The sequence below is a fragment of the Paractinoplanes toevensis genome, from assembly GCF_018332695.1.
In the GTDB taxonomy this organism is placed as follows: Bacteria; Actinomycetota; Actinomycetes; order Mycobacteriales; family Micromonosporaceae; genus Actinoplanes; species Actinoplanes toevensis.
The window spans coordinates 40,612-56,968 of sequence record NZ_BOQN01000040.1 but is presented as its reverse complement, the minus strand read 5'-3'; the positions used below and the strand labels follow the sequence as shown (position 1 = coordinate 56,968).

The following is a 16,357-nucleotide window of genomic DNA, read 5'->3' as shown; positions in this document are numbered from 1 at the left end:
CCCTCACCTTTTGTTGCGGCCGCCGTTCTCCGCTGTCGGCCGCCGCGAAGCGCTGCATATGTCCGCGCTACGCGCGGAGCATTTTCGGAGATTTCGTCTATGTTTGTTGGGGTAGGCGGCGTTTCGTCGGGCTCCGACCCTCCTCGAAGCGGCGGCGGCTTCCCCGCCGCCCACTGCAGATCTTGTAGATCTGGTGTCAGGAGCTAACGGGAAGACCACAAGATCGGCTCGCGCCGCGCCGTGTTTCTCGGAATGTGGAAGCACTGTCCATAAAGCAGGATCAGCGTCCGCGAGGCGCGACGCCGATCCAGGATCCGAGGCCCGCGACCACTAGGTGGGAAGCGGGGAGCAGTACGACCGTCGCCCGCCCGAGACGCAAAACCGGCTCCTGCCCGGGCCAGCGCAACTCGTACCCCGCCCGGGCCAACGCGACACGCACCTGCCTGGGCCGACGCGACTTGCACCCCGCCGGGGACGACGCGGCTTGCACCCCGCGGGGGCGGCGTTGCCGGGCGGCGGGTTGGCTTAGGTGGGTGGGTGGCGGCTATGCGGCGGTGGTGAGGGTGGACAGGAGCTGGTCGCGGGTGGCGCCTGGTAGCGGGTAGCGCGGCCCGATTCCGGTCGGGACGGTCTCCGGGGTGGTGGTCAGCATGCAGGCGGTGGCCAACTGGGCTCGCAGCGCCTCTGGGTTTCCCGAGCACGCTGCCGCGTACAGCGCCTTCGCGCCCGTCCACGCCGGGTCGGCCGGCTGGTAGGTCTCGCCGGTCGCGTCGGCGTCGATCTCGGCGATGCGGTGGCGGTCGAACCAGACCGTGGTCTGGTACCACGGGCCTATCTCGGTGGCGGTGTGGTCGGCGAAGGACGTGGGCAGGCCGGCCCGTAGCACGTCGCGGAGCAGGCGGGCGTGCAGCAGGCCGGTGGTGGCGCCGCGGCCCAGTGACGGGTTGGTGCAGCAGGCGGCGTCACCCACCGCGACCACGCCGGGTGTCGTCACCGTGCGCCACTGGTCGACCAGGCCGCCCATCGCCACCACGCCGGTCAGCGGGGCGGCCTCGGCCCAGTGGGCGGCCAGCGGGTAGCGGGCCAGTGCGGCCTCCCAGACGGCCGGGTCGCGCAGGGCCCGCAACGGCTTGTCGCGGACGCTGGTCACGAAGCCGACCGACCAGTTGTCGTTGTCGCCGGGCAGGGTGAGGATCGACAGCGAGTCGTGGTGTTGCAGCAGCGGGCCGCGAACCTCGGGGCGGGCGCCGTGGAAGTGTCGCATGTAGTAGACGAAACCCGCGTCCGCCCGCTCCTCGGCCGGCGCCTCCAGACCCGCCTCGACCAGCCAGGACGGCAATGCCGAGCGCCGGCCGCCGCAGTCGACGACCAGTTCCGCGAGGATCTTGTCGCCGTCGCTCAGGCGTACGCCCGCAACTCGGTCGCCCTGGGTGACCAGACCGGTGACCGCGACCCCGCGCCGGAGAGTGACGCCGGGCGTCTCGGCCGCCTCGGCGGCCATCGCCGCCTCGAGGATCGGGCGGCGCGCGGTGATCGTGTGGAATCGGGAGTCGGAGGGTACGGGCGGGAGCGAACCGGCGAAGTTGAACGGCTGCCCGCCGGCCGCGGTGACCCGGTCCAGCACCGACGGTAGTTCGGCGGACATGACGGCGTGCCATCGCGGCAGCATGATGTGGGCTAGCCGGAACTGGGTGACACCGGGCCGTTCCCACTGTTCCCATTCCCTGCCGGGGGTGGGGCAGGCGAGGTCGCGGTCCAGCACGGTGACCTGGTGTCCGTCGCGGGCGAGCAGCATGGCGCAGGAGAGTCCGGTGAGGCCGGCTCCGATAACGAGTACGTCAGTCATGCCTGTCAGGAAAGGCCCGCCGACTGCTCACTCTCCAGGCCGTTCACTGCTCACCTACTGTCGGGAATCGGCCCCGACCTCGGCCGCCCACAGCAGCTCGACGAGGCGGTCGACGGCCTTGGCCAGCCGCCGCCGGTAGGTGCTGAACGGCAGCCCGAGCACCTCGGCCGCGGCCTCCTGGCTGGCGGCGGGCCGCAGGTAGGTGCGATTGAGCACGGCGCACAGGGCCTCGCCGCGAGGTTCGGCGGCGATCACCGTCAGGGCCGCCTCGACCGCGGCCACGCTCAGCCCGGCTTGGCGGCCGGGCCGGCGCAGGTCGCGCAGTCCCTGCCGGACGGACCGCTCGAACTCGGCGCGGCTCGGTGCGGGCGGCCGGAGCAGGCCGGCCGGTGGCGGGCCGTGGCCGCCGGAGTGTTCCCGCTCGTTCATCAGGTCGAGCCAGACGTCGACCGGCAGCCGCCGCCAGTCCATCCCGAAGCCGACGTGCCGCACGCCGGCCACGTCGATCTCGAAGCAGGTGGCGAACGCCAGGTAGTCGAACATCGGGGCCCAGAACGCGGGCTCGGTGGTCACCACGAACGACCAGGCCGACTGCCGGCCGATCCACTCGAGGATGGACGAGGTGGCGCCGGCCAGCACGGCGTACGGCCCGCTCTCCTCATCCTTCACCCCGGACAGGAACCGGGCCAGGTCGATGCTCTCCCCCGGGCGCAGCGGGCCGGCCCGCTCGACGTGCCGCAGGGCCGCCCGGGTGACCTCGTCCCGTTCCTGCAGGGCGATGCCGCCGGGCAGTTGGAGGTAGTGGACGAAGGCCCGCAGTCCGTCGTCGCCGCGGATCACGCTGAGACCGGCCGGCTGTTCGGCGAGCCAGTCGCGGGCCAGGCCGGCCTGGGCCGGTCCCTGGCAGCGTTCGACGGCGGCGAGGACGGCCGGGTGGTCGGCCGGGGTGCCGGGGACGAGCGCCACCGGGCCGCGTGCGCGCAGGCTGAAGAACATGGCCGACAGCGGGCTGCGCCGGTGCAGGTAGAGCAGGTGCTGGGCGTGCATCGGCCGGTCCGGCCCGGCGGCGGCGCGGATGCCGGCGACGACGTGGTCGTGCACGACGCGGTGCAGGTCGCGGTAGCTCTCCGGGGTGCGGCGCTCGAAGGACGCGTCGAGCACGTCGCGGGCCAGCTCGTGCGGGCGCAGCCCGCGGTCGCCGGCCATCACGAACGGCCGCCGGCACAGCCAGGTCCACACCTCGGGCGCGGCCGGGCCGACCGTGTCGCGCAGCAGGTCCTCGGTGGTCAGCCAGGCTTTCGCGCAGGTGGCCAGGCCGAGCGCGTGCGCCTCGGTGGGCGGTTCGCGGACCAGGCATTCGAGGAGGGCGGTGATCAGGTCGGGGACGTCGGCGAGGGTGCGCGGCACGGTCCCGGCGGTGGCCGCGTCGGCCAGCAGGGCCATCGCGAGCGGGTGGCCGCGGCCCAGCTCCACCAGCCCTTCGCGCAGGCCGGGCGGGACTCCGGCGCGGGCGAGCAGGTCGGCGCTGTCGTCCGGGTCGAGGGCGTCGAGGTGCAGGATCCCGGCGAGCCGCCGCCAGCCGGGGTCGGTGCGCCAGGGCGGCTGCGGCGGTTCCCGTCCGGCCAGGACGACCAGGTCGGTGGCGCCGAGGCCAGGCAGGAAGGTGTGCCGCAGCCAGCCGTCCAGCGGGCCGAGATGCTCGTAGCCGTCGACCAGCAGGACCAGCCCGGCCTGCGCCGGGCCGAGAGCGGCCAGGAAGGCGTCCGGCGCGGCGTCGATCTCACTGCCGTCGATGGATTTGACCGTACGGCCACCGGCGCGCGCCCGGAGCCGGAACTGCTGGAGGGTGCTGGATTTTCCGATGCCGCCCGGCCCGTACAGAAAAAGGACCCGCCGCCCGGACCGGCCGTTCAATGCGTCGCCGAAGGCGCGCAGCTCGGCATCGCGCCCGGCGAAGGATTCCGCGCGGGCGTGATCGAGCAGGTCAGCGACTCGGGTCGGCATCTGCTACCCCCGCCCGCACTGTAGCGGGCGGGGGCGCGGAAAACTGTCAGAGAACTTCCGTTGCGAGGCGGTCGGGGTTACCGAAACGGTGGGCGGTGATGCTGATCGCCTGCTCGTGCAGGAACGGCAGCAGCTCGACCCGGCCGGCCTCGGTGACCGGGCCGGACCAGACGGCCAGGTCCGGAGTGGACGGCAGGTTCGTCGCCGGGCCGATCAGGCGTACCCGTCCCGCGGTCAGATTGGCCGCCCAGGTCGCGTCGTCCTCGACCCGCAGGTCGGCCGGAACGGCCGCGGCGAGCGACTCCGGCAGCGCGGCGGCCACCGAGATCCGCAGCGGCGCGCCGGCCAGCAGACCGGCCAGGACGACCCGGACCAGCGCGGCGACCGGTTCGCCGGCGGCCAGCCGCACCTCGACCGGGGTGGGCCGGTACCGCAGGACGTTCCGCTCGGCCCACAGGCCGGAGACGTCGGACTGCTGGAAGTGGCCGGTCCAGGCGGCCGCGTCACTGGCGGCGGCCCGCTCCACCGAGGCGATCTCGTCGGCGGTGAGCACCGAGCCGGCGGCGGCGAGCAGGGCCCGCACCGCGACGTCGGTGACCTTGGCGCCCTCGGCGGCCGGGGCGGGCGCCCAGCCGGTCAGTCCGGCCAGGTAGTTGGGGCCACCCGCCTTGGTGCCGGGGCCGACGGCCGAGCGCTTCCAGCCGCCGAACGGCTGGCGGCGGACGATGGCGCCGGTGATGCCGCGGTTGACGTACAGGTTGCCGGCCTCGATCCGGTCCAGCCAGGTGCGCACCTCGGCCGCGTCCAGCGAGTGGATGCCCGAGGTCAGGCCGTAGTCGACCTCGTTGACCAGTTCGATCGCCTCGTCCAGGGTGGCCGCGGTCATGACGCCGAGGATCGGGCCGAAGTACTCGGTGCGGTGGTAGTCGGAGCCGCGCCGGACGCCGTCGCGGATGCCCGGCGACCAGAGCTGCCCGGTGTCGTCGAGCTTCTTCGGTTCGAGCAGCCACTTCTCCCCCGCGCCCAGCTCGGTGAGCCCGGCGAGCAGCTTGCCCTGTGCGGGTTCGATGACCGGGCCGACCTGGGTGCGCGGGTCGGCCGGGTAACCGACGGTCAGCGACGACGCCGCGTCCAGGAGCTGGGTGCGGAACCGCTGCGAGCGGGCCACCGAACCGACCAGCACCACCAGCGACGCGGCCGAGCACTTCTGGCCGGCGTGCCCGAAGGCGGAGGCCACCACGTCCTTGACCGCGAGGTCGAGGTCGGCGCTGGGGGTGACGATGATGGCGTTCTTTCCGCTGGTCTCGGCGAGCAGCGGCAGGTCGGGCCGGAAGTCGCGGAACAGCTTGGCGGTCTCGTAGGCGCCGGTCAGCACGACCCGGTCGACCAGCGGGTGGGCGATCAGCTCACGGCCGAGCTCCTGCTCCTCGACCTGCACCAGGGTCAGCAGGTCGGGGTCGGGCAGCACCGACTTGACGATCTCGGCGAGCACCGCGCCACAGCGTTCGGCCTGGCCGGCCGGCTTGATCGCGACGGCCGAACCGGCGGCCAGGGCGGCCAGCAGGGAGCCGGCCGGGATCGCGACCGGGAAGTTCCACGGCGGGGTGACCAGGGTCAGGCGTACCGGGACGGGGGTGGCGCCGTCGACGCGGTCGAGCCCGGCCGCGAGCTCGCCGTAGTAGTGGGCGAAGTCGGCGGCCTCGGACACCTCCGGGTCGGCCTGGTCGGCGGTCTTGCCGGTCTCGGCCGCCATCACCTCGATGAGTTCGGCCCGGCGCGCCTCGATGGCGTCGCCGATCCGGTGCAGGATCGCGCCCCGCTCGGCGCCGGTGCGGGCGTGCCAGGCGTCGGCGGCCGCGGTGGCCCGCCCCAGCACGTCGTCGAGCTTCCGGGCGTCGGTGATACGGGCCGCGTCGATGGTCGCGGTGCCGGCCGCCGAGCGCGGTACCCGGGCCAGGACATCGCGCACCCACGCCCGGTTGTGCTCGACGGACGGATCGGTGTCCGGCGTGTTCTCGAACTGTCCCGGCTGTGGTCTGGAAGTTCCGGCGTAGCGTTCCGCGACTCGGCGGGCGGCGGGCACATCCTCGTCGCCCTTCAGCTCTGCCAGTGAGGCGAGGAAACGGTCCCGCTCCCGCGCGAACAGTCCCTCGTTCGCGTCCAGTTCGAACACCGCCGACATGAAGTTGTCCTGGCTCGCGCCCTCCTCGAGACGGCGGATCAGGTAGGCGATGGCCACGTCGAACTGCTCCGGGCGTACCACCGGGGTGTAGAGCAGCAACCCGCCCACCTCGCGCCGGACCACCTCGGCCTGGCCTTCGGCCATGCCGAGCAGCATTTCGAACTCGATGCCGTCGCGCACGTCGCGCCGGCCGGCCAGCAGCCAGGCGTACGCGATATCGAAGAGATTGTGGCCGGCGACCCCGAGCCGGACGTTGCGGATGTGCTCCGGGCGCAGCGCGTAGTCGAGGACCCGCTTGTAGTTGGCGTCGGTGGCCTGCTTGGACTCCCAGGTCGCGAGCGGCCAGCCGTGCACTGCGGCCTCGACCTTCTCCATCGGCAGGTTCGCACCCTTGACCAGGCGGACCTTGATGCCGGCGCCGCCGCGAGCGCGGCGCGCGGCGGCCCATTCCTGCAGGCGGATCATCGCGGCGAGGGCGTCCGGGAGGTACGCCTGGAGCACGATCCCCGCTTCGAGGTCGTCGATCTCGTCGAGGATCCGGGTGAAGACCGCGATGGTGAGGTCGAGGTCCTTGTACTCCTCCATGTCGAGGTTGACGAATTTCTTCCCGGTCTTCGACGCGAGCTCGAACAGCGGGGTCAGCCGGTCCACGATGTCGTCGACCGCTTCGTCGAACGCCCACGGGTTGTGCGGCTCGACCGCGGCCGACACCTTGATCGACACGTAGTCGACGTCCGGCCGGGAGAGCAGCCGCTCGGTCTCGCGCAGCCGGCGCGACGCCTCACCGCGGCCGAGCACGGCCTCCCCGAGCAGGTTGACGTTGAGCCGCACATCACGGCGGCGGATCCGGGCGATGGCCCGGCCGAGCTTCGCGTCGGTGGCGTCCACGACGAGGTGCCCGACCATCCGCCGCAGCACCCGGCGGGCCACCGGCACGACGACGCCGGGCAGCACCGGCGCGAGGTGCCCGCCGAGACGCACGGCCGCGCGCAGCGGCACCGGCAGGAACTTCGGAACGTCCGGTGCGAGGGTGGCCAGGGCGCGGGCGCTGACCCGCAGGTCCTCCGGCCGCACCACGCCGTCGACGAAGCCGACCGCGAAGGCGAGCCCCTTGGGGTCCCGCAGCAGACCGGCGAGCTGCGCGGCCGACGAGCTCACCTTGACGGCGGAGGCCTCGTGCAGCCAGCGCCGGACGAGGTCGACCGCCTCGTGGGCCAGGTCGGTGTCAGCGGGCATCGCAAGGTCAGTCATAGCGCCAGTGTCTTCCGACCCTCAGTTCAGGAAAAGCGACGGTTCTTGACGGGTACTCTTCAGCTGCCCTTACCTATTACCCACGGGATGGGAAAACATGCTCGAGATCCGGCGCCTGGTGCTGCTGCGCGAGTTGGCCATCCGAGGCACCCTCGCGGCCGTCGCCGAGGCGCTCAACTTCTCCCCTTCCGCAGTGTCGCAGCAGCTCAGCCTGCTGGAAAAGGAAACCGGGATGCCGCTGCTGCGCAAGGCGGGCCGCCGGGTGCGGCTGACCCCGCAGGCCGAGGTCCTGGTCCAGTCGGCCGGCGACGTGCTCGACACCCTGGAGCGCGCCGAGGCCGCCCTGCAGGCGTCCCTGACCCGGGTCAGCGGCAATGTCCGGGTCGCCGTCTTCCAGTCGGCGGCCCTGGCCCTGATGCCGTCGACGTTGCGGGCCATGGCTTCGCAATATCCGGATGTACGGGTGGAGATGGTGCAACGAGAGCCGGAGGAGGCGCTCCGCGAGACGTGGGCGCGCGACTTCGACATGGTGATCGCCGAGCAGTACCCGGCCCACGCCGCGCCCCACCACCCCGGGCTCGACCGGCGTGCCCTGACCACCGACGCGATCCGTCTGGCCCTGCCCTCGGTCGCGGCGTCGCTGCACCCGGTCGACTCGCTGTCCGAGGCGCGGGTGATGCCGTGGGTGATGGAACCGCGCGGAGCCGCGTCCCGGCACTTCGCCGAGCAGCTGTGCCGCGGCACCGGCTTCGAGCCGGACGTCCGCTACGAGACCGCCGACCTGCAGGCCCACATCCGCCTGGTCGAGTCGGGCAACGCGGTCGCCCTGATCCCCGACCTGGTCTGGGCCGGCCGCGACACCTCCTGCCGCCTGCTCGACCTGCCCGACCTGCCCCGCCGCACCATCTTCACCGCCCAGCGCCTGGCCGGGTCGGCGTCACCGGCGGCTCGAGCCTTCCGCGAGACCCTGGAGGCGGCTGCCGCCGCCCACGCCTGAGCCCGCCGCCGATCGGCGAGCATCGGTCCGCGGACATCCTCACACGAACGGTGCTTCCCTCGCGGCCAGGTCGGGCCGGCTGGACGGCTTGCCGAAGTAGTAGCCCTGCAGCAGCCGGTAGCCCAGACCCTCCAGCACGTCGGCCTGTTCGGCGGTCTCCACTCCCTCGGCGACCGCGGTGAGGCCGAGACCCTCGCTGATCTGGATCAGGGATCGGGCGATCACCGTGTGCCGGCCGGTCTCGGTGATGTTGTCGACGAACGACTTGTCGACCTTGAGGATGTCCACCGGGACGGTCTGCAGCAGGCCGAGTGACGAGTGGCCGGTGCCGAAGTCGTCGAGGGCGATGCGGACGCCCAGGGCGCGCAGCTCGTGCAGGGTGCTGATGGCCTGGCCGCCCTGGAAGACCGCCGTCTCGGTCATCTCGATGGTCAGGCAGTCGGCGGGCAACCGGGCGGCGGCCAGCGCCTGGGCGACCGTGTTGGCGAAACCGGGCCGGGCCAGCTGGCGTGCCGACGCGTTGACGCTGACCCGGTCGGGGGCCAGGTCGCCCAGCTCGGTGCGCCACTCGGCGAGCTGCCGGCACGCGGTCGCCAGGATCCACTCGCCCAGCTCGAAGATCAGGCCGTTCTGCTCGGCCACCGGGATGAACTCGGCCGGGCTGATCGGGCCGCGGACGGGGTGCTCCCAGCGGACCAGGGCCTCGACGGCGACGACCCGGCGGCTGGGCACGGCGACGATCGGCTGGTAGACCACCCGGAACTGGCCGCCGTCCAGGCCGGCCCGCAGCTGGGCGCCGAGCCGGGCGTACTGGCTGGTGCGCTCGTCCAGGGCCGGGCTCCAGCGGCGGAACGGTTCGCCGGTCTGTTTCGCCGCGTACATCGCCACGCCGGCCCGGCGCAGCACCTCGGCCGGGTCGGTGGCGCCGACGCCGTCGCTGAGGCCGACCGCGGCCCCGAGCAGCAGTTCGTAGTCGTCCACCCGGATCGGGTCGTGGACCGTGGCGGCGAGCCGGTGCCCGGCATCGAGGTCGGGCAGCAGGACGGCGAACTCGTCGCCGTCGGTCCGGGCCACCACGGCACCCGGGCCGGCCGCCACGCGGAGCCGGTCGGCGAACCGCACCAGCAGGTGGTCGCCGACCCGGTGACCGACCTCGTCGTTGATGGCCTTGAAGTTGGTCAGGCCGAGCAGGGCGACTTCGGCCTCGCCGCGGGCCAGCGCCTCGTCCAGCACCTGGTAGAGGTGCCGGCGGTTGCTCAGGCCGGTCAGGTCGTCGTGCATGGCCAGGCCGTGGATCTTGTGCGCGAACCCGGCCATCCGGGCCAGCCCGAGCAGGAACAGGGCCACCGCGGCGGCGCCGATCACCAGCCGGTCCACGCCGTCGGCGCCGATCCCGGGGACGAACAGCAGGCCGGGCGCCAGCACCGAGCAGGCGCCCAGCACGGCCAGGCGCCGGCGGCTGACCCGCCGCACGGTGTCGATCTTCACGGCGGCCGGCGGCACCGCCATCGACGGGTGCAGCGCGGCGGCCGCCCACAGCACGTACGACATCAGCCAGCCGCCGTCCAGCGCGTGGCCGTCGTACGACCAGTAGAGCGTGGCGACGGAGAAGGCGACGTCGGAGATCAGCAGGAGCACGGCCGCGAGCCCGAGCATGTTGGTGCTGGGCGTACGGGCGTCCGGCTCGACGAACAGCAGCGCCAGCATGGCCAGCAGCATCGCGTCCAGCGCCGGGTAGGCCGTACTGATGAAGCGTTCCAGCGTCGAGGCGGACCCGGCGGCCGCGATCGGGTGCAGCACGAACACCCACAGGGCCAGGCCCAGCCCGGTCGCGACCATGGCGGCGTCGAGCACGCCCCCGGCGTTGCCGCGGCGCCGGCGCATCAGCAGCAGCAACCCGGCGATCAGCGGCAGGTACGAGCAGACGTAGAACAGGTCCGCGAACGAGGGGTAGGGCTCCTCGTGCCGCACGTACTCGTAGTACTCCCAGGTTAAGTCACCGACGACGGACAGGATCTGCCCGGCCGAGAAGAGGTACCACATGGCCGGGCGCGCGGGCCGGTACAGCCGCAGCGCGACCAGGATCAGCAGCCCGGAGGTCAGGCCGATGGCGTTGTAGACGAGGTTCGACGCGAACGTGTCCGCGGGCACCAGGTAGTAGCCGGCCGTCGCCAGCAACCCGATCGCAACCCAGCCCCGCCAAAGCCGCACTCCCTGCACGGCTGTCCATCGGCGCGCGGCCGTCAGACATTAAGAAAAAGCCGGGGCCGGGGCTTGACGCCCCGGCCCCGGGCCGTGGTTACGGGGTGGCCACCACGCCGCCGAACTTCACGATCAGCTTGCCGGCCGAGTCGAAGGACCAGGTCAGGGCACCGGTGTACGCGGAGCAACGGGAGCCGTTGGTGCCGGACCAGAACTGGTTCGTGCTGTCGGCACTTCCGATGATGCGGTCGTTCGTGCCGCTCGACGTACGGCAGGAGGTGTTGTTGGTGAATGTCGATGTTCCGCCGTCGAAGTTGAAGTTGCGCTCGGTGTTGTCCACCGCGACGTTGTTCGCGATGGTCATCGAACCGGGGTTGCTGTTGAAGGTGAAGCCGTGCTTGCCGTTCTTCACCGCGAAGCTGCGCCGCACGACGTGGTTCACCGCGATGTCCTCGCCGCCCAGCTTGAAGCCGTTGCGGTCACCGGCGCCGGCCTGGCCACCGTTACTGAGGGTGCCGTTGTTGTAGGCGAGCGAATCCTCGATGGTGACCACGCCGATCGGGCCGGTGTCGGTCTTCGTGTAGAGGTCCCAGCCGTCGTCGATGTTGTTGTGCGAAACGGCGTACCGGAAGATGTTGCCGCTTCCGACCGTCAGTTTCGCGGCGAAGCCGTCGGCGTCCTCGCCGTCGGAGTCGGCGTTGTCGTGCGATTCGGCCGAGAGCACCAGGTTGTTCGCCGGCCACTGGCTGTTCGGCGTGTCCGAGGCGATCCGGGACAGCTGCAGGCCGGTGTCGCGGTTGTAGCGGGTCACCGTGCGCTCGATGATGTTGTTGCTGCCGCCGACGAAGATGCCGTTGTCACCGGCCCGTTCGACGATCAGGCCGTAGACGCGCCAGTAGTTGCCGTTGAGGGCGAGCCCGCGAGCCGCCGTGTCCTCGGCCTGCGCCGAGAAATTCAAGATCGGAGTTTCCCCGGGGTACGCCGAGAGAGTCTTACGGGCGCTCGACGTGCCGTTGTTGCCGGCCGCGATGGTCTGGGTCGCCGAGTAGGAGTAGGTGCCGCCGCGCATGTAGATCGTGCCGCCGGCCGCGATCCGGGTGACCGCCGAGGCGAGCGTGGTGGGCGCCGCCTGGGTGCCGGCCGCCGAGTCGGTGCCGTTCGGCGCGACGTAGAGCGCGTTCGAGGTCGGCGGCGACGTGGTCGGCGAGACGGTCGGCGAGACCGTCGGGGACACCGTGGGTGACGCCGTCGGGGACGAGGTCGGGGAGGCGGTCGGTGAGGTGGTCGGCGTCGTGCCGCCGCCGTCGTCCACCACGATGTCGTCGAAGCGGCCCGACGCGTGTTCGGTGAGCAGCCCGATCCGGCCGGCACTGATCGTGCTGTCGGTGGCGCTGCCCACGCTCGTGCCGTTGACCGTGCCGCTGATCGTCGACCCGTTCACCGACAGTCTCAGCGTGTAGAAGGTGCTCGTGGAGATCGTCTGGCTGAGGCTGCCGAGAACCGAGACGGCGCTGCCGTTCATCGTCTCCAGCTGGACCTTGCCGCTGCCGGTCAGCGACAGGCGGTACATCTTGGTAGCGCCGGCCGCCCGGGCGGTGATCGACACCACGCCGCTGGTCGAGGCGAACGCGGTGGCTTTGACCCGGGCCTGCACCGAGTAGTTCGTCCAGCTGGTCTGGCCGGCGAAGTCGCGGGCCCGCTCGGAGCCGGTGTCGGACTGCTGGAGCACCTGCGAGCCGTCCGAGACGACCGCCCAGGTGCCGCCCGATTTCGACCAGCCGCTGGTGCTGCCGTTCTCGAAGTCGGCGCTGAAGACGGTGGCGGCCTCAGCGTTCGTTACGGTGACGAAGAGGCCCGCCGTGACCAGCGTGACCAGACCGCCGACACCGGCCAGCCGGCGAATCCGGCGGGCGCGTGGGTGTGGTGTCATGCGCATTTACTCCTTGTCGCAAATGGAGACCGCCAGCGCGTAAGTAATTTGAATTCGCCGCTGCATAACCGCAGCTTGCGACGCGTCCCTGGGGCGGGGACCGGCGGTTTCCGGGGGACGGGTATTCCGTATTGGAATCTCCCATCGCCGATATACGCGAGTCAATGAATCTGATTTGCAGGTTTTTTGCATAGGTCGGCGGCGAGCATTGCCACCGCGGCCACGACGAGCAGGCCACCGGTCAGGGCGAGCGAGCGCGGGCCGTACCCGGGCAGCAACGCACCGCCCAGGAGTGACCCCGCGGCGATCCCGACGTTGAACGCGGAACCCAGTGTCGCCGAGGCGAGGTCGGTGCTGCCCGGCGCGACCTGCAACATGCGGTTCTGCAGGGCGGTGGCGAAAGCGGCGTACGCCAGCCCCTGCCCACCCAGCAGAAGCGCCGTGACCGGCCGCAACCCACCGAGGGCGGCCAGCGCCAGCAGCGCGGCCGCGCCGATCGCCAGGGGCACCAGCATCGATCCGACCGGATGGCGGTCGAGCGTGCGGGAGACCGCGATCGTACCCAGCGTGCCGGCGGCCCCCGCCACGAACAGCAGCGGCGCCAGAGCACCGGCACCGAATCCCGAGACGTCGAGCAGGAACGGGGTGACGTACGTCGAAAATGTCAGGAAGCCGGTGATGCCCACCGCCGTGACCACCACGATGATCCGGAATTCGCGCCGGTCCGGCGCGGTACCGCGGGCCGCGCCGCCGTCGGCCGGCGCGTAGGACGGGATGAGCGCGGCCACCGCCACCGCGGTCACCACGCCGAACACCGCCATCAGCACGAACGCCGTTCGCCAGCCGGTCTGCTGCCCCAGCCAGGTGCACAGCGGCACCCCGAGAACCGGCGCCAGCGCCGGCCCGACCCCGAACAGCGCCACCACCCGGCCGCGTTTCCCGACCGGGAAAAGGCCGGTCACGGCGGGCGCCGCGACCGACCAGAAAAGAGCCTGCGTCAACGCGGTGATCAGCCGGGAGCCGGCCAGGATCGCGTACGTCGGAGCCAGCGCCCCGGCCAGGTCGGCAGCCGCGAACACCACCATCGTGACGGTGAGCAGTTGCCGCCGCGGAACACGCTGGGTGAGCAGGGTCAGCGGGATCGACGCCAGCACGACGACCACGGCGTAGCCGCTCACCAGCAACCCCACCTGCGACCGTGACCGATCCAGATCAGGTGCCATGACGGTGAGCAGGCCGATCGGCAGCAGTTCGGTGGTGACGAACGCGAACGCGGCCAGCGACAACACCACCAGGGCGGCCCAGGCCCGGCGCGTCGTCATGCGGCCATCATGCGGGATATCAGGTGGAAGGCGCTGGTGCGGGTCGGTCACACTCCCAGGCATGCGCACACGGGAGGCGGTCGAGGCCGCGCGCTGGCTGGCAGCACACGGGGTCACCCGGCAGTCCAGGGGGCGGTGGCTCGACGACGGGCGCGAGCTCGACGACAACGAGCTAGCCCACGAGTGGACCCGCGACCTGCTGGTCGACGGCGGATTACGGCTCGGCCTGGGGCTGCTCGACCTGCTGGATCAATATTGGGTGACCGTCGAGATCGGGTGGTACGCGGCGGAGCGCGACGACCCCGGGGTGTACGACGCGATGTGGGCCGGCTACCGGGAACGGCTGGAGAACGCCGCACCCTGCGAGGCGGTGCTGTATTCGCTGTGGGTCGACTGGTTCGAGAACCGCGACACCGTCGACGCGGCGTTCGGCGCGGTGCTGGCCGATGACGTACGCCATCTGCGGTCCCGCCGCCGCCTGCGCGAGCTGGCCGCCGGCCGCACCCACCGCCGGGCCTGGCGGGTCCTGGCCAACTCGGGCCCGGTCCGCTGGTCGCTCAAGCACGACATCTACGAGACGGCGACGGCCCTGCCCGAGCTGCACCAGGCGGTCTTCCGCGGCCTGCTGATGAGCTACCACGACATCTACGGCGACCTCTCCCCGGTGGCGGCGCTGACCCTGCTCGACGCCCTCCACCTGCCACCCGACACCGAACACCTGACGGCACTGCGGGCGGTGCTGGCGACCGGCGCGCACAACCACTACCGCAACCCCGGCCTGTGGGAGCAGATGGTCGGCTGACCGCGGTCCTCAGAAACAGTTCCACTGCTCGATGGTGTCGGACAGGCCCAGGTACGCGTGACGGTGAGGCGTTGCTCCAGCCCGGCTACGTCGAGCACGGCCAGCCGGGCGTGGCCCCCGAGCACGACGAGCCTGCTCAGGTCGGGTGTCGCCATCACGATCAGGTCGCCGACCGACCCGGCCGTGGCGGCGAGGGCTCGCTCGCGGGCACGGTTCTCCTCGTCGGAGGTCAGATCGGGATTTCGCACCAGGTGCAGGCCGCCGGCCTCGGCCAGCCGGCGGCGCACGTCGCCGCCGAAACGGTCCGAGTCCATCTCGCCCCGGAGAAACGCCAGCACGACCTCCGGTTCGGTGGCCGGGCGGAAACCGCGCACCGCAGCCGCTCCTTCCGGCGCAGAGGCCTTCGGCTCAGTTGAAGGGTGGTCGGTTCACGCCGTAATAGGCGTGAATGCGGGACAGCTGGATCTCCATGCGAGCCACCAGCGCGCCGAGCGTGGCCAGCACCACCGCGCAACTGCCGAAGCCCCACCACATCTTGCCGGCCTGGGCGAAGTGTGCCGCAAGGCCGATCGACGCCAGGGAAAGCGCGCCCGTGCCAAAGATGACGGCCACCTCACGAAAAATGCGGTGCAGCATTCTTTGGGCTTTCCGGTCACCGCCGAAGTGGGATACCGGCGACCACATCACCGTGCTCCCGACTCCTGCGGCGACGAACACAAAAAGGATCGCCAGGCAGGCGTCCCACCCGGTGACACGACCAAGAAAGTAGGTGGGCGGAATTTCGAGACTCGTAATGATGAAAGGCTGCGCGCAGTCGGCGAAGGACGGCGCCCATCGGAGAATGATGCTGATCGAGAGGAAGTAGTAGAACGTGCACACGAAGAGCAGCAGCATGCATGCGCTCTGCGCGGCGACGAGGGGGCGCGGGAAGGGAAAGGTCTTCTCCGCCAGGAGCGCGAGCGCCACGCCGAGAATGATGCTGATGATGGTCACGAAGCTGGTGGAGGAGATCTCCAGGGAGCGCTTCTTCAGAATTTCTCCGCTCAGGGCTTCGAGAGCCCCACCCAACTCCGGGCGATCGGAATCTGGAAGTGCGGCCTCCGGCTCAGCGCTGCCCCGGCCGTTTTGCTCCGAGCGGGCGAGACCCCGCGTATCAACTATCACGCCAGCCATGATGCACCGCCTGTCAATGCACCAGGAATTGTTGATCAAATGCCCGGAAGGACCACCACGGATAGTGACGGCAATGTCGTTCGCAGGTGCGTCCTTGTTTATTGAATTCCCGGTGCGGCACAGTGGCAGGATGCCTCATAAACCGCTTGAGTTTCTTGAGTTCCTTTTCTGACGGAGACCTCAGCTGCTTGCCGCCGCGGACTGCTGGGCCTGCCAGATTGCGATCTGGACGCCTACCACGCAGATCTGGACCGGCAGCGGCATGCCCGGCAGGTCCGCCTCGATGGCGCCGGTCCAGGCGCTCGTGCGCCGCAACGATCCCACCGGCACCCCGTCGGCCAGCAGCTCCTGCCGGCTGCCCCAGAACGACGCGCGGCGGAATTCGTACACCCGGCCGCCGGCCTGCACCGACCAGCGTTTGCGGCCGGCCCTCTCGATCAGGGCGACCTCGGTGCCCATCGCGTCGAGCATGCGGTATTTCGTGCCCCAGCCGTTGGCCCGCACCTCGTAGCCGCGGCCGTCCACCTCGAAATTGCCACCGGTGCGCCACCACGACGGGTCCCACACGGCGACCGGTCGTCCGTCGGCGGCCAACTGGTATCGGCCGCGCCACATGCTCATCCGTTCGGCGGTCAGCATGCCACCAGG

The 16,357-nt window shown here is 71.2% G+C and carries 11 protein-coding genes; 2 read left to right on the top strand and 9 right to left on the bottom strand.

The window, feature by feature from the left end; genetic code table 11:
• Nucleotides 1–544 precede the first annotated feature (544 nt).
• From Ato02nite_RS14795 to Ato02nite_RS14785, 3 genes are read right to left on the bottom strand one after another with little or no spacing between them, the layout of a single operon-like run.
• A complete protein-coding gene (locus Ato02nite_RS14795) occupies nucleotides 545–1,846 on the bottom strand; it encodes an FAD-dependent oxidoreductase (RefSeq protein WP_213007078.1) in 1,302 nt (433 codons plus the stop codon).
• A gap of 54 nt (nucleotides 1,847–1,900) precedes the next feature.
• Nucleotides 1,901–3,850, bottom strand: coding sequence for an AAA family ATPase (locus Ato02nite_RS14790; RefSeq protein WP_213007077.1), 1,950 nt, complete (start codon nucleotides 3,848–3,850; stop codon nucleotides 1,901–1,903).
• Between the two features lie 46 nt (nucleotides 3,851–3,896).
• A complete protein-coding gene (locus Ato02nite_RS14785; RefSeq protein ID WP_213007076.1) occupies nucleotides 3,897–7,283 on the bottom strand; it encodes a bifunctional proline dehydrogenase/L-glutamate gamma-semialdehyde dehydrogenase in 3,387 nt (1,128 codons plus the stop codon).
• 97 nt (nucleotides 7,284–7,380) lie between these two features.
• Here Ato02nite_RS14785 and Ato02nite_RS14780 point away from each other — a divergent pair, with 97 nt between their 5' ends.
• Entirely contained in the window at nucleotides 7,381–8,280 is a 900-nt protein-coding gene (locus Ato02nite_RS14780; RefSeq protein WP_213007075.1) for a LysR family transcriptional regulator, read from the top strand.
• A 39-nt stretch (nucleotides 8,281–8,319) separates the two neighbouring features.
• On the opposite strand, the gene Ato02nite_RS14775 is transcribed toward Ato02nite_RS14780, so the two are convergent.
• From Ato02nite_RS14775 to Ato02nite_RS14765, 3 genes are all read right to left on the bottom strand, one after another.
• Nucleotides 8,320–10,491 (bottom strand): putative bifunctional diguanylate cyclase/phosphodiesterase, encoded by a 2,172-nt coding sequence (locus Ato02nite_RS14775; RefSeq protein WP_246606955.1) that lies wholly within the window; start codon nucleotides 10,489–10,491, stop codon nucleotides 8,320–8,322.
• Between the two features lie 88 nt (nucleotides 10,492–10,579).
• Nucleotides 10,580–12,412, bottom strand: coding sequence for a right-handed parallel beta-helix repeat-containing protein (locus Ato02nite_RS14770; protein ID WP_246606940.1), 1,833 nt, complete (start codon nucleotides 12,410–12,412; stop codon nucleotides 10,580–10,582).
• Nucleotides 12,413–12,573: 161 nt separating this feature from the next.
• The gene (locus Ato02nite_RS14765) at nucleotides 12,574–13,734 is read right to left on the bottom strand and encodes an MFS transporter (protein WP_213007073.1); all 1,161 of its coding nucleotides are present in this window, start codon (nucleotides 13,732–13,734) and stop codon (nucleotides 12,574–12,576) included.
• Nucleotides 13,735–13,795: 61 nt separating this feature from the next.
• On the opposite strand from Ato02nite_RS14765, the gene Ato02nite_RS14760 reads away from it, so the two are divergent.
• Nucleotides 13,796–14,536 (top strand): hypothetical protein, encoded by a 741-nt coding sequence (locus Ato02nite_RS14760; RefSeq protein ID WP_213007072.1) that lies wholly within the window; start codon nucleotides 13,796–13,798, stop codon nucleotides 14,534–14,536.
• On the opposite strand, the gene Ato02nite_RS14755 is transcribed toward Ato02nite_RS14760, so the two are convergent.
• From Ato02nite_RS14755 to Ato02nite_RS14745, 3 genes are all read right to left on the bottom strand, one after another.
• Nucleotides 14,497–14,910 carry a hypothetical protein gene (locus tag Ato02nite_RS14755; RefSeq protein WP_213007071.1) on the bottom strand — a complete coding sequence of 138 codons (414 nt, stop codon included), beginning with the start codon at nucleotides 14,908–14,910 and terminating at the stop codon, nucleotides 14,497–14,499. The genes Ato02nite_RS14760 and Ato02nite_RS14755 overlap by 40 nt on opposite strands.
• Before the next feature lie 34 nt (nucleotides 14,911–14,944).
• A complete protein-coding gene (locus tag Ato02nite_RS14750; RefSeq protein ID WP_213007070.1) occupies nucleotides 14,945–15,709 on the bottom strand; it encodes a cytochrome b family protein in 765 nt (254 codons plus the stop codon).
• A gap of 180 nt (nucleotides 15,710–15,889) precedes the next feature.
• Entirely contained in the window at nucleotides 15,890–16,348 is a 459-nt protein-coding gene (locus tag Ato02nite_RS14745) for a hypothetical protein (RefSeq protein WP_213007069.1), read from the bottom strand.
• Nucleotides 16,349–16,357: the final 9 nt, after the last annotated feature.

Coding starts and splice junctions, on each gene's coding strand:
- Ato02nite_RS14795 (WP_213007078.1), bottom strand. CDS start 1,846: ATGACTGACGTACTCGTTATCGGAGCCGGCCTCACCGGACTCTCCTGC.
- Ato02nite_RS14790 (WP_213007077.1), bottom strand. CDS start 3,850: ATGCCGACCCGAGTCGCTGACCTGCTCGATCACGCCCGCGCGGAATCC.
- Ato02nite_RS14785 (WP_213007076.1), bottom strand. CDS start 7,283: ATGACTGACCTTGCGATGCCCGCTGACACCGACCTGGCCCACGAGGCG.
- Ato02nite_RS14780 (WP_213007075.1), top strand. CDS start 7,381: ATGCTCGAGATCCGGCGCCTGGTGCTGCTGCGCGAGTTGGCCATCCGA.
- Ato02nite_RS14770 (WP_246606940.1), bottom strand. CDS start 12,412: ATGACACCACACCCACGCGCCCGCCGGATTCGCCGGCTGGCCGGTGTC.
- Ato02nite_RS14765 (WP_213007073.1), bottom strand. CDS start 13,734: ATGACGACGCGCCGGGCCTGGGCCGCCCTGGTGGTGTTGTCGCTGGCC.
- Ato02nite_RS14760 (WP_213007072.1), top strand. CDS start 13,796: ATGCGCACACGGGAGGCGGTCGAGGCCGCGCGCTGGCTGGCAGCACAC.
- Ato02nite_RS14750 (WP_213007070.1), bottom strand. CDS start 15,709: ATGGCTGGCGTGATAGTTGATACGCGGGGTCTCGCCCGCTCGGAGCAA.
- Ato02nite_RS14745 (WP_213007069.1), bottom strand. CDS start 16,348: ATGCTGACCGCCGAACGGATGAGCATGTGGCGCGGCCGATACCAGTTG.